This window comes from Bacillus sp. JJ722, assembly GCF_036963345.1.
Lineage (GTDB): Bacteria > Bacillota > Bacilli > Bacillales > DSM-1321 > Bacillus_AD.
In genome coordinates, this window is sequence record NZ_JBALMO010000185.1 from 1 (window position 1) to 14773 (window position 14773).

The 14773-nt window shown below is 34.3% G+C and carries 8 protein-coding genes and 1 riboswitch; of the genes, 7 read left to right on the forward strand and 1 reads right to left on the reverse strand.

All coding sequences use genetic code 11. The features are described 5' to 3' along the window. Positions 1-134: 134 nt before the first annotated feature. Positions 135-1046 (reverse strand): alpha/beta fold hydrolase, encoded by a 912-nt coding sequence (locus V7014_RS19995; RefSeq protein WP_335509628.1) that lies wholly within the window; start codon positions 1044-1046, stop codon positions 135-137. 304 nt (positions 1047-1350) lie between these two features. Beyond that, positions 1351-1554, forward strand: a riboswitch (cobalamin riboswitch). A gap of 170 nt (positions 1555-1724) precedes the next feature. Between V7014_RS19995 and V7014_RS20000 the strand changes: the two genes are divergently transcribed. The 7 genes from V7014_RS20000 to V7014_RS20030 all read left to right on the forward strand — a co-directional run bounded on the left by V7014_RS20000 (position 1725) and on the right by V7014_RS20030 (position 14555). Next, positions 1725-6998: an Ig-like domain-containing protein gene (locus tag V7014_RS20000; RefSeq protein ID WP_335509630.1), complete on the forward strand. Its 5274-nt coding sequence runs from the start codon at positions 1725-1727 to the stop codon at positions 6996-6998. A 91-nt stretch (positions 6999-7089) separates the two neighbouring features. Then, the gene (locus tag V7014_RS20005; protein ID WP_335509632.1) at positions 7090-7932 is read left to right on the forward strand and encodes a DUF4430 domain-containing protein; all 843 of its coding nucleotides are present in this window, start codon (positions 7090-7092) and stop codon (positions 7930-7932) included. 17 nt (positions 7933-7949) lie between these two features. After that, entirely contained in the window at positions 7950-8831 is an 882-nt protein-coding gene (locus V7014_RS20010) for an energy-coupling factor transporter transmembrane component T (protein WP_335509634.1), read from the forward strand. Further along, positions 8804-10498, forward strand: coding sequence for an ABC transporter ATP-binding protein (locus tag V7014_RS20015; RefSeq protein ID WP_335509636.1), 1695 nt, complete (start codon positions 8804-8806; stop codon positions 10496-10498). Before V7014_RS20010 ends, V7014_RS20015 begins: the two co-directional genes overlap by 28 nt. Further along, entirely contained in the window at positions 10459-11169 is a 711-nt protein-coding gene (locus V7014_RS20020) for an ECF transporter S component (protein WP_335509638.1), read from the forward strand. Before V7014_RS20015 ends, V7014_RS20020 begins: the two co-directional genes overlap by 40 nt. 22 nt (positions 11170-11191) lie before the next feature. Continuing rightward, entirely contained in the window at positions 11192-12445 is a 1254-nt protein-coding gene (locus V7014_RS20025; RefSeq protein WP_335509640.1) for an Ig-like domain-containing protein, read from the forward strand. Between the two features lie 25 nt (positions 12446-12470). Beyond that, entirely contained in the window at positions 12471-14555 is a 2085-nt protein-coding gene (locus tag V7014_RS20030) for an Ig-like domain-containing protein (RefSeq protein WP_335509641.1), read from the forward strand. Positions 14556-14773: the final 218 nt, after the last annotated feature.

Below are 14773 nucleotides of genomic sequence, written 5' to 3' on the forward strand. Positions count from 1 at the left end.
ACTTAATATAGTTATTATTATTTGTAAGCTTGAGTATATATTATTTATGGATTTTATTATAGAAGGTAAAAATAGTAATAACTATTCATAGGTTTAAAAAATGAAATGTATCAAATACCCCATCAGAAAACAACTTAATGAGGGAGGTATATGACTTGGGTTTGGTACCTATCTAAAAAGTCTTTTACAGCTTTGATAGCTTTATTTGGTTGCTGCATCCAAACGTAAGCATGTATAGAACCTTCAACTATATGAACTTCATATTCATCTAGTAAACTGACAAAATAATGTAGACTACGCCTAATTTTTGAGTTTATCCACTCATCTTCACTAGGAAGTATAAGAACAGGGCATCTGACTCGTTTATAATATTCCTCGAAGGAGATATCCCAATATTTCTGTATATATTCATTTCTTCCGTGGTTTTTATAGAAATGCTCAAAACTCCCATCGGTTAATTCCTCAGCACAGCTTTCAAGGAAAATCTTGAAATGTTCATTCCAAAGTCCCTGTTTGATTAATGGTACCTTAAAGTCCTTAATAAAATCAGCTTTAGTTGGATATCTAGTAAGCTTTCGTTCTTTCAGTTGGTGGCGAAGTTTTCCCTTCTCTTCTTTGATAACTACTTCACTCCCATTAAATAATCCATATTCTCCAAACTCGTTATAAATTGCACCTTCACAGACTAATGATAAGACCATCTCTGGATGTGTTGCGGCAATGCTAAGCCCAACTTCTGCGCCTAGAGAACTCCCAACTATGTGGCATTTATCAATTCCGAGCTTATGTAATAATCGATACATGTCATTAGCAAAATCATCAATATGATAACCAGTCAATGGTCGATCCGATTTCCCATGCCCTCGTAAATCAGGTGCAATGATTCGATATTGCTTTTGAAGCAAAGGTATAACACCGTTCCACATTTGTAGTGTTCCACCGCTGAAATGAATGAGTAGAATAGCTGGTTTATTTTCATTTTCTATAGAATAACTAACATTAAGTTTTAAGCTATTTCCCAGATCAATTCTCTTTTCGGTTATCAACCTAACCAACTCCTAAAAATATTTTATCTAAAATATAACGTCTATTTTCTTAATATCTCACATTAAAAATCCATATTTTACTAATATTATAATCTAAAATATGCAGCAAAGTTATTTAAGAATATGAGAAAGAAAAAAATCAATACATAAGTATGATGAAAAATAAAGCTTGATATTCGTCTTTAGACTTTAATTAAGGATGCGATAGTTTTAAAAGACAAATGAAATCTAATATATCAAAAGTACTAATGGCTTTTCGGAATATTTACAATATTGTCGAAGTATGTTAAACTTTGCAATAATTGAATATAAATTGTATAAAAGTGCCTATTGAATTACGAATAGGATAATAGGGAAATCGGTGAGATTCCGATGCAGACCCGCTACTGTAAGTGTGGATGAAATTGTCATTATACCACTGGTCATCAAATGTTTTGATAAACCGGGAAGGGGACATGAGTAAAGTGAAACACAAAGCCAGGAGACCTGCTTTTATGCACTTTCCAAATTCTTCGGGGGGAGAGGATAAGGGGACAAAGACGTTTATTTGTGCGTTTTTTTGGCACGTATTTATGTTAATTTAGTATGTCTTTTTAAATTATTTGCTCTCTTTACTATGTAAAGAGGGCTTTTTTCATGTTTGGGTTTTAATAATTTTTATAGAAGAGAGGTGTTTTCGTGAAAAAGCTTAAAGGTTTACTAGTTATTATGCTAGTACTGTTTACGTTTTTTTCAGGATTACCTTTAAACATGCTGGTAGGGCATGCTGAAAATGTGCCGGCTGCAACAAATATAGAAAATGAAACAATAGTGAATGAAAAAGAGAGTAATGTTCTTAACCAGGATGTAACCGAGGTAGGAACCATTCCAATAGATATACGAATCGAAAGTTGGGATCACACGATTGTTCCTAATCAACAGATTCAAGTAAAGCCTTTTGATTTGACACATGTTGTCGGTGATAACACTGTTGGAAATTGGTATAAAAATCATAATGAACCATTAGCCATACATGCTATTATTCAAGCTCTTCAAGCAAAGGGAATTGACGTAACAAAAGAATCGGGTATCTACGTTAAACATGATGGCAATTATATAGCTTCCATTGAAAGTTTAGGTGAATTTGATAAAGGTCCTATGTCTGGTTGGATGTATCGAGTTAATGGCGAGCAGGTAGGATTAGGTGTGGGCGAACAAGTCATTAAAGCGAATGATCGAGTAGAATTATATTTTGTTGGTAATTATATGGAGTATGAATTTGGTAGTATTACAGCTTCTCAATCAAAAATTAAGGCTGGCGAACAAATAACATTTAATGTTACTGGGTTCAAAACAAGTTGGGAAGGGGACAGTCCATCTACCCCAATTGAAGATGTCAACATTACGATTAATGGTAAAGAATCCACATATATGACAGATCGTAACGGGCAAGTTACGGTCCCATTTAAAGAAGCAGGCAAGTATAGTATTTCGGCTGAAAAGAGAGATGAAGAAACTTACTACAACTTAATTCGTCCAATACCAATTGAGATTGAAGTGGAAGCCGTCAAAGTACTCGAAACGCCAAAACCAGAAGTACCTGATTTGGAAAAGCCAAATCCTGAACCTGTTGAAGCGATAGAAATCAAGAATCCGACAATGAGTGAAGCACTGATAAATACTCATAAATATATGCAAACAGATTCTCCAAATCCTGTTTTTTTTAAAGAATGGTATATTTTGAGTTTAGCAAGAGGTTCTAATAATGTGCCTCAGTCGTACTATGATACGTACTACAAAAATGTTGAAGAATATGTAAAGAATAAACAAGGTATTTTAACCAAAAATAACTACACAGAGTATTCACGTGCGATATTAGCATTAACAGCTATTGGAAAAGATCCTACTAATGTAGGAGGATACAATCTGTTAGAAAAGCTTTATAACTATGGCAATGTTATAAAACAAGGAATTAACGGAGGTATATTTGCATTAATAGCCTTAGATTCAAAGAAATATGAAATACCGGCAGAGAGTGAAACTGTCACTGTGACTAGGGATAAACTAGTTAAATTTATTTTAGAGAAACAATTAGCTGATGGTGGATTTGCTTTGTTTGGGGCGAAAGGCGATGCTGATATTACTAGTATGGCCATTCAAGCGCTATCATCTTATAAAGAAAAACAAAATGTGGAAGAAGCGATCAATAAAGCGGTCACATTTTTAAGTAATATTCAGCAAGAAAATGGTGGTTATGTAAGTTGGGGAACACCGAATGTTGAAAGTGCCGCTCAAGTACTGGTTGCATTAACTAGCATTGGAATAGATCCAAAAACTGACCCGCGATTTATTAAAGGTAATGGGAATTGGCTTCTATCGAATATTATGACTTTTTATGACAGTAAAGATGGAGCGTTTAAGCATACTTTAAATGGTACGAGTAATTCTATGGCAACAGAACAAGTATCGTATGCACTAGCTGCTTATGACCGTTTTTTAAATGGCAAGAACAAGTTATACGATATGACAGATGTTGTATCGAAACCAGAAACAAATCTTATAGAGATTCCATCTATTACTGAAACAATCAACAAAAATCATGAATGGATTTTAAAAAATCATAAACCAGTTTTTGGAAAAGAGTGGAATGCATTAAGTTTAGCTAGAAGCTCAAAGGGACTTGATCATCAGACATATCTAGATAAGTATTATCAAAGTGTGACAGAGACTGTCGTGAAGAATAAAGGTGTTTTATCAGGTAACTATACTGAATACTCACGTACAATTCTAGCTCTTACTGCATTGGGAAAAGATCCAACAAATGTAGGTGGATATAGTTTAGTAGAAAAACTATATGATTTTGAAAAAGTAAAAAGGCAAGGAATCAATGGTCCAATCTTTGCTTTACTAGCATTGGATGCAACAACAGGTATTAAACCAACTGAGCATACTACAGAATACAAACAAAAATTAATTGATTATATTGTTGGATTAGCCAAAAATAAAGGTGGATTTTCATTAAGTCCAGATAAAAATGCAGCAGCAGATGTTGATGTAACGGCAATGGCACTGCAAGCGTTGTCAAGTTATAACGAACAACCACAAGTAAAAGCTGAAATTGATAAAGCGTTGGATTTTTTATCAACTGCTCAAAATGCACAAGGTGGCTATGAAAGCTGGGGAACAGTAAATGTCGAAAGTGCGTCCCAAGTGTTAGTGGCATTAACAAGTCTAGGTATCGATCCAAGAACAGATACACGCTTTATTAAAGGGGGAAATTGGATATTATCCAATTTGTTTACTTTTTACATTCGTGAAGATGGTGCCTTTAAACATACATTGGATGGAAAAAGTAATTCCATGGCAACAGAGCAAGCTTCATATGCGTTAGTTGCTTATGATCGATTCTTAAATAAGAAGAATAAGATTTATGATATGTCTGATGTAAAAGTAGAAACACCTCAACCAGAACAACCTGTAAAAGTACCAACCGTTGATAAGATAACAGTTGAAAGTACAATGATTACTGGTAACACTGAAGCCAATGCTAAAGTTACTGCATTAATCAATAAGAAAGAAATTGGTACGACAAAAGCAGCTGAAGATGGTTCATTCAAGATTACTCTTTCTGAAAAGTTAGAAGAAGGAGCTCAAGTATCCATTGTTGCCGAATTAGCTGGTAAGAAGGCAAGTGAAACTACTTCGGTAGTTGAGGCAACGGAAGCACCACTAACTTTAAAGATTGATGAGGTGACGGATGGAAGTACGAAGGTAACAGGTACTACTAAATCAGAGGTTCAAGTTGAATTGTCAATCGGTGGTAAAGTAACTGAAACTGTTACAGCTAGTTCTGACGGAAAGTATAGCTTCTCTATCGCAAAACAAAAGGCGGGTGTAGAAATTAAAGTGACTGTTACAGATTCAAAAGGGAAACAACAATCTAAAGTGGTAACAGTTATTGATAAAACAACACCAGATTTAACAATCAGTAGTGTAAATGCTAATAGTATTTCGATGGGAGGATATTCAAAGTTAAACATAGAAGTTCGAGGTGTAACTGAAGCTGGGGCTACAGTTGAATTATTTGCAGATAAACAATTGGTACAGAAAGTGGAAGCCGATCGTGAAGGTAAGTATATTGTCTCTGGTATTGGTTTGACTGTTTATGATGATGTCACAATTACTGCTTCTGACACTGCAAATAATAAAGTGACAAAAACAGTTCAGTGGAAAGACCAATTACCGCTTGTTTTAACAGTAAATGAAGTTACGACAACCAGTACTGTTATAACAGGTTCAGCAGGTAAGGGTAACAAAGTGGAAGTATTAATAGATGGTAAGAGTGTGGGAACGGGTACTGCTGATGCTTATGGGAAATATAGCATTTATATCTCAAAACAATTAGCTGGTGCACAAATTACTGTTATAGCTACTGATTCAACAGGAAAACAAGAATCTAAAACTATTAAGGTTGTAGATAAAGCATCTCCTATTTTATCAGTTAATACGGTTCTTGATAACAACACATCTATAACGGGAACAACCGAAGGAGGAGCACGAGTTGAATTGTATATAGGTGGACAATTTATGCAAAGTACAATAGCAAGTAGTTCAGGCTCGTATTACTTCAAGATTAACCCTCAAAAAGGCGGAACTCTACTAACGATTATCGCTATAGATGCTGGGGGTAATAAAGAATCGAGAAGTGTTACTGTTAAAGAGCATAAATTGCCAGAATTAAGTATTAATGAAGTAAAAGACAATAGTACAGATGTTTCCGGAACAACCGAAGCTAGAGCTAAAGTAGAACTTTCAATTGATAATAAAATGACTCAAACGGTATATGCGGATGCATATGGAAAGTATTCGTTTACTATTTCAAAGCAAAAAGTAGGTACAACCATTGCTGTATCGGTTATTAACGCTTCTGGGAACAAAAATACGAAAAAAGTAACTGTAAGTAGTGCGACCTTACCAAGTCTTGTAATAAACGAGATGAAAGAAGGAAGTGCATCAGTAACTGGAACAACAGATGCAATAGCAAAAGTCGAATTATTTATAGATAAAAAGTTTACTTCATTACAAAAAGCAGATAAATCTGGGAATTTCTCATTTGTTGTTAATAAATTAAAACCTGGGGCAATCGTTACAATTAAGGTAACAAATGAAGCTGGAAAAACAATTGAAAAAACAGCTACAGTTCAAGGAAGAGAAGTAAATCCACAACCAGAACCAACTGAACTGACATTATCACTTAATGCAGTGGGATCTAATAGTTCTTCTATTACAGGACTTACTTTGCCAGGTGCAACTGTTCAGTTATTTATAAATGGTGACTTGCGTCAAACTAGAACAGCTAATGCTAGAGGAGATTATGCTTTTGGTATTGCTAAATTAAAGACTGGTGTAGAAGTTACTGTTAAAGCTATTGATGCATTTAATAATGAAGTTTCAAAGAGCACCAAGGTATCGCAATCAAATATGAGCAATAATATGATAGATAAAGTTGGAGACAGTAGTTCAAGAATTACTGGGAAGGTTGAAGCTGGGGCTACAGTGAAATTAAGCATTAATGGAAAAGTACGTCAAACAACAAAAGCCAATGCTAATGGTATCTATGTTTTTGGTATAGGGAAACAAAAAGTAGGCGTTACGATTACGATTACGACTATTAGTAATAGTGGTAAAGTAACATCAAAAACGATTACCGTAATGGATTCAACACCTCCAAAGCAACCAACTGTAAAGAAAGTTACAATTGCATCTACTAAATTATCAGGTAAAGCAGAAGCTCATTCTACTGTATATGCTTATAGTGGTGCAACCTTATTAGGTATGGCAGTCGCTGATAGCAAAGGAAATTATCAAATCAAGATGAAAAAGCAAAAATTTGGATCTACTATTGTCGTTGGTTCAAAAGATAAAGCGGAGAATAGAAGTAAAGGTACTAGTGTAAAAGTTTACAAGAGATAAGCAGACCTTTGAATGAAGAGTTAATGAACGTAAGAGTATTTGTAGGTTCAAGCTAATACTCTTACGTAATTTTTGTCATGAGGTGTTTTTATTGAAAAAGAAATGGTTTGCTCTCATTTCTTCCATCGTAATGTCCTTTCTGCTTATAGCCTGTAATGTTCAGTCAGTGGAAGAGTATGAACGAGAAGAGAAGGAGTTTGCGGAGCTAAAGGCAAATGCTAATGAAAGTGAACAAACAGCATCGAAAAATCAGGACAAGAATGATGAAGAACAACCAAAAATTGAAAATAGTAGTGAAAAAGCAATAAATCAACCTTCTACTAATCCATTAGAAAAAAAGAATCCTGAAATAAAGCAACCAGAAGATAAAAAAACAAATCCATCAGAGAAAAGAAGTAGTAAAGACAATCCAACTAACATCAGCATATCTATACCAAAGAAAGAAGAACAACCATCGAATAGTGAACCTATTAAAAAACCTGTTACTAAACCTGCACCAAAGAAAAAGTATGTTACAGTTTCAATTCGAATCGATACGATCCTAGACAATATGGATAAATTGGATTCTGCATTAAATAGTCCAAAATATGTGCCAAAGGATGGCGTTATCCTAAAAACAACAAAGTATGAATTACAGAAAGAGAAAGAAAATGTTTTTGATGTATTGGTTCGAGCAACGAGAGAGCATGAGATTCAAATGGAATATCAAGGAGCTAGTGAGAATCAATATGGCAGTGTTTATATACAAGGTATTAACCATTTATATGAATTTAGTGTCGGTGAATTAAGCGGTTGGATGTACTCTGTCAATGACTGGTATCCAAATTATGGAGCAAGTAAGTATATCTTAAAAGATGGAGATAAAATTGAATGGAATTATACATGTGATTTAGGAAGAGATTTAGGAGTGAACTGGGTAGATGAAAAAGATTAACATAGTGTGGAAATTTAATGAAGGCATTTGAAACATATCATCCAATTGTATTGTTTACTTATTTTGTATCAGTTATTGGATTGTCTATTTTTTTTATGCATCCCATTTATCTAGCGTTTACGCTTATTATTTCCTGTTTGTTAAACGTCATTTTGCATAAGTCGAAGCTGAAATCGAGTTTGTGGTTTTATATACCTCTATTTTTTGTAACAGCAGTTGCTAATCCTTTCTTTAGTCATAATGGAGAGATTGTATTGTTTTATGTAAACTATAATCCTATTACTTTAGAGGCTATTTTGTACGGTTTGGCAATGGCTTCAATGATTTTAGCCGTTATATTATGGTTTGCTTGTTATAATTCTGTAATGACATCGGATAAATTTATCTATTTATTCGGTAAAATATCACCGTCGTTGTCACTGATTATATCTTTATCATTACGCTTAGTTCCGAAATTTAAAAAACAACTCTATATTATTTCTAATGCACAGAGATCGGTAGGTATGGACTATACGTCGGGAAACATAATACAACGAATGAAAAGTGTTATACAAATAATTTCGATTTTAATAACTTGGGCTTTGGAAAACTCAATAGAAACAGCTGATTCAATGAAAGCCAGAGGTTATGGCTTAAAGCATCGAACGGCTTTTTCATTATTTATCTTCACTAAAAGAGATGGTTTTATATTAGCATTAACTCTTTCTTTATTACTCATAAACATTTTAGGAAGCATAATGGGATATACAACTTATAATTATTATCCAACTTTCAGTGAGATTAATGGCTCTTTTGTAAGTATGGTTCTATATAGTTCGTATGCTTTATTATTGCTAATTCCAATCATTATAGAAGTAAGGGAGGCAATGATATGGCGCTTATTGAAATCAAAAATTTAAGTTTTCAATATCCTGTAGCACAATCTAAAGCTCTTGATCATATTAATCTCTCGATTGAAGAAGGAGAGTTTGTTGTCTTTTGTGGTACGACTGGTTGTGGGAAAAGTAGTTTAGTTAGACAATTAAAAAAAGAGATTGCTCCTCATGGAGAAAAAACGGGTGAGATTCATTATAAAGGTGTATCAATAGATGGAGTAGATTTTCGTACCGCTTCTTCTGAAATAGGTTTTGTTATGCAAAATCCAGACAATCAAATAGTGACAGATAAGGTGTGGCACGAGTTGGCTTTTGGTTTAGAAAATCTTGGGGTTAGTACAATGGAAATACGTCGTCGTGTTGCCGAAATGGCCAATTTCTTTGGTATTCATAAGTGGTTTCGAAAGACTACAAGTGAGTTATCTGGTGGGCAAAAACAAATATTAAATTTAGCGAGTATTATGGTTATGCAGCCGAAGGTTTTAATTTTGGATGAACCTACTTCACAATTAGATCCTATCGCAGCGACAGAATTTATTGGAATATTACAAAGGTTAAATAAGGATTTAGGTTTAACAATTCTGCTAGTGGAACATCGTTTAGAGGAGGTTTTTCCAATTGCTGATCGCGTAGTTGTTATGGAATTTGGAAGAATTCTGCTAAATGATGCGCCGCAATTTGTAGTGCAAGGATTGAAGAAAAGAGACATTAATCATCCCATGATGTTAGGAATGCCTTGTTCTGTTAGGGTGTATAATGCGTTGCAATTGGAGGGTCATTGTCCTTTAACTGTACGTGATGGACGGAGATGGTTAACGAAGCATTTCCACAATAAAGTGGCCGCTATTGATATTCCATTACAAGAGAAAAAGGAAGATCATTCTATCATTTTACAATTGAAGGAAACATGGTTCCGTTATGAAAGAGAAGGTACTGATATATTAAGAGGGTTTTCTATGGATATACGAGAAGGAGAGGTTCTTAGCATTGTAGGTGGAAATGGAACGGGAAAAACAACAGCACTAAATATTATGGCCGGTTTACATAAGCCATATCGTGGAAAGGTTTTGTTGAATGGAAAGAAATTGAGCAAGTATAGCCATAGTGAGTTGTTCCGAAACAATTTAGCTGTTTTGCCGCAAGATCCTCAATCGTTATTTGTAGAAAATAAAGTACGTAAAGAGTTTACTACAGTATTAAGAAACTTACGTTATTCCGAAGCTGAAGCTCAAGACAAAATTGATGAAATTACGGGCATCTTACGTATTAGGCATCTTTTGGATAGTCATCCTTATGATTTAAGTGGTGGAGAACAGCAAAAGGTTGCATTAGCAAAAATATTATTATTAAATCCTCGAATAATATTATTGGATGAGCCAACTAAAGCCATTGATGCTTATTCTAAAGTGATATTAGCAGAAATTTTGCAAGAGTTGAAGATGCGAGGAGTAGCAATTGTTTTGGTGACGCATGATATAGAGTTTTCTGCGCAATATTCTGACCGTTGTGCGATGTTTTTTGATGGAAACATTGTATCGGAAGATTGTGCGAAGGATTTTTATAGTGGAAATAGTTTTTATACGACAGCTGCTCATAGAATGTCAAAGCATCTTTATGCCAATGCTGTTACTTGTGAGGATGTGATTACGTTATGCCGACTCAATCAAAAGCATTTGTTAATAAAAGGTTGATAATTTCAACTATTATCATCTTCGTTATCATTCCTTTAATACTTATAATCGGCGTAACCATCTTCAATGATCGTAAGTACAATTTAATTTCAATGATCATAGCATTTCTAGCATGTGTACCATTCTTTCTTCGATTTGAAAAAAGAAAACCACAACCTAGAGAGATGATGATCATTGCAGTAATGACTGCCATTTCAGCAGCAGGTCGCTTTGCTTTTGCGATGGTTCCAGGGTTTAAGCCTGTCACGGCGATCACAGCAATTACTGGGTTTGCATTTGGAGCGGAAGCGGGTTTCTTAACAGGCTCAATGTCTGCCGTTGTTTCCAATATTTTCTTTGGTCAAGGACCGTGGACTCCATTTCAAATGTTTACTTGGGGTTTACTTGGTTATATAGCTGGCTTACTTGGTAAAACAGGAATCATGAAAAGTAAAATGGCTTTAATCATTTTTGGAGTTTTTTCTGGTATTTTATTTTCTGTTTGTATGGATATTTGGTCGGTCATTTCTTTAGATGGAATTTTTAGTTGGGAAAGATATGCTGTAGCAGTTGTTGCGGCAATTCCCTTCACGATAACATATGCTGTTTCTAATGTTATTTTTCTACTAATCTTAACAAAACCTATTATGAAGAAGCTTGAAAGAGTAAAAATAAAATACGGTTTATTATGATGAAAAAACGGGGGTTGATTGAATGAATAATGTTAAACGACTTGTATCAAGCATTGTACTTTGTATTGCTCTTCTTTGTAGTTTTTTATTACCGAATTTAGTTGTTGAGGTACAAGCTCAAACACCAATTGAATTAACAAAACCGACAGTTAAAGAAGCAATGTTAAAATCACAACAATTTATGTTGCAAAATGTTAAAAAGCCAGGTTATGAAAATGAATGGTATGTATTAAGTTTAGCTCGTTCTGGAAGTGTAGTACCTGCGAATTACTACCAAACTTATTATGATAATTTAGTAAATACGGTTATTGAGAAAAAAGGGGGTTTAACAAGAAATAAATTCACAGAATACTCACGTGTTATTCTGGCATTAACGAGCATAGGAAAAGACCCACGATACGTTGGTGGATACAATCTTGTAGAGAAACTCTATGATTTTGACAATGTGAAAAAACAAGGTATAAATGGTCCAATCTTTGCTTTAATTGCACTTGATACGAACAATTATCAAATACCTAAATTAAGTTCAACGGTAACAAATTCACGTCAAAAAATGATTGATTATATTGTTAGTAAACAATTAGCGGATGGTGGATTTGCTCTTAGTGGCTCAAAAGGTGACGTAGATATTACTGCGATGGCTCTTCAAGCTCTATCAACCTATAAAAATCAACCAAAGGTAAAAGCAGCAATTGATAAGGCATTACTGTATTTACAAAATGTACAACTAACTAACGGTGGATACTTAAGCTGGGACTCAGAAAATGTAGAAAGTGTTTCACAAGTAGTTGTCGCCTTAACTAGCTTAGGTATTGATCCTAAAAAAGACCGACGTTTTATTAAAGGAATAGGAAATTGGACAGTATCAAATCTATTAACATTCTACAATAGTAAAGATGGAGCATTTAAGCATATTTTAAAGGGTACAACAAATTCAATGGCAACAGAGCAAGCAACTTATGCACTTGCAGCATACAATCGTTTTATTAATAAAAACAATAAATTATATGATATGAGCGATGTTAAGCCATTTATTACATTAACTGTTAATAGTATAAATAATTATTCAACAGCGATAACTGGTAAAGCAGATGGATATGCAAAAATTGTTGCAACAGTAAACAATAAAACAATTGGAAGTACTACTGCTAATAATAAAGGTGTATATAATTTAAAAATTCCAAAACAAAAAGCGGGTGTCAAAATCAAAGTAACAGCAACAGATAAAGCCGGAAAGAAAAAGGAAATGATTATTTCAGTCGGTAAGAAGAAGTAATCAATTAAAGAAAGGAGATACTTTGATGGATAGAATAAAAAAGTTTGGCTTTTGTTTGTTGCTAATGTTAGGCTTCATTATTACATATTGTACAAGTAGTACTTTTGTAAAAGCAGAAGCAAGTACCATACCTATTAACTTAAGAATTGAAAGTTGGGATCATACAATAGTTCCTTATGGTCAAATTCAAGTTAAACCATATGATTTAACTTCAGTTGTAGGGGACAATAAGGTTGGGAATTGGCATAAGAAGAATACCCAGCCGTTAGCCATTCATGCTATTGTACAAGGTTTGCAACTGCAAGGTTATGATGTGAAACAAAAATCAGTTATCGATGTTAATTCGGAAGGGAATTACATTGCAAGTATAAATAATCTTGGTGAATTTGATAAGGGCCCTAATTCAGGTTGGATGTATCGAGTGAATGATGTGGTAGTAGGACTAGGAGTAGGGGAACAAGTTTTACAACCTAATGATACTGTTGAGATGTATTTTGTAGGAGATTATACCACATATAAGTTTGGAAAAATTGCATCATCCCACCAAACAGTAAAAACGGGTGAAAATGTAACATTTACGGTAACCGGACAATTGGCTGATTGGAAAGAAGTTGGTAGCTATCTGCCTGTTTCGGGTGCAACTATTTATCAAAACGGTAGTAGTACGTCATATGTGACTGGTCAAGATGGAACAGTTTCGATGAAATTCAACCAACCTGGAACCTATCAAATCTCAGCAGAATTAAGAGATGAAACGTCATATTTTAACTTAATTAGACCACTGCCTGTGACCATTGTAGTAGAAGCTAATGTAAATCCAAAGCCAGATGTACCTAAACCTGAAACTCCAAATCCAAAGCCAGGTACTGTACGAACACCCACTGTACAATCCATTGAAGATAGTTCAACAACGATAACAGGAGTAACTGATGAGGGTGCAACAGTAACTGCTAAAGTAGATAATGAAACTATTGGATCAGCTATTGCAACAAGAGGCGGAGCATTTACGATTTCAATTCCAAAGCAAAAAGCTGGAACGACTATCGCAATAACTGCACATGTAGAAGGAAAAGCTAACAGCGACACAGTAAGCATTATTGTCGGAAACAGTGATAATCCAAATCAAGGGGAATCACCAACAACCTTATTTGTCAACCCAGTAACGAATCTAAGTAGATATATTACTGGTGTAACGGAGGCAAATGTGAAAGTAGAGTTGATCATTGAGGGAAAAGAATATATGACAACAACTGATGAAGTCGGTAATTTTTCATTTAAAATACCGGAGTTACAAGAGGGAACAACTGCTATTGTTACAGTAATTGCTACAAATGGCTTAAAAGAAACGAAATCAGTAAGGGTACTCGATGAAATAGAACCAAGTATAACAGTTGATCCTATCAATAGTCGAAGTGATGTTGTTATAGGTGTAACAGAAGCTGATGCACAAGTGGAGTTATTCCTTAATAATAAACAAATTGGAACAACGACTGCAAAACAGAACGGCCATTTTTCTATTCATATGTCTCGTCAAAAGGCCGGTACCATACTGGTCGTGAAAGCAACTGACAAGGCAGGAAATGAAAGTTCAAAAAGGATTAGCGTTAATAAGGCAGATGTTTATCCTGTAATTCTTAATGCAGTAAGTGATAAAACATCAAGTATCACAGGTACGGCAGAAGCTAATGCGCTTATAAAGTTATACATTAATGATTCGCATCGACAAACACGACAAGCAGATCAATATGGTAACTTTGCATTTGGTATAGCTAAACAAAAAGCAGGCATTGATATTAAAGTTCAAGTAATCAATGAAGATGGTAAGTCAATTGTAAAAGCAACAACTGTTATAGATCGAACTCCTCCAAAGCAACCAACAGTGAATAAAGTTACAACTGCTTCAACTATTTTATCAGGTAAAGCCGAAGCAAGTTCAACAGTTTATGTGTACAATGGTAAAACGTTGATTGGTAAAGCAAGGGTTGATTCTAAAGGAAATTTTAAAACGAATATTAAAAAACAAAAATTAGGCTCCAAGCTATCGATAAGTGCAAAAGATGAATCCGGAAATTTAAGCAAAGCAACTCTAACAAAAGTTTATAGAAAGTAATGAATACAGAGTTAATAAAACAAGAAGGTCATTTTAATTGTAAAATGACAATAAAGCTATTTAATTTTAAAACCTAAAACAAGCATAACCCCGTTCTAAATTTAGGACGGGGTTAAAAATATAGTTGTTTAATTTTTGATGTAAGATACTTCACTACACTAAAAAATATAACAATAAAGTCGTTTGAAAATCTAAGTTTTATTCAACAATAGCACCCT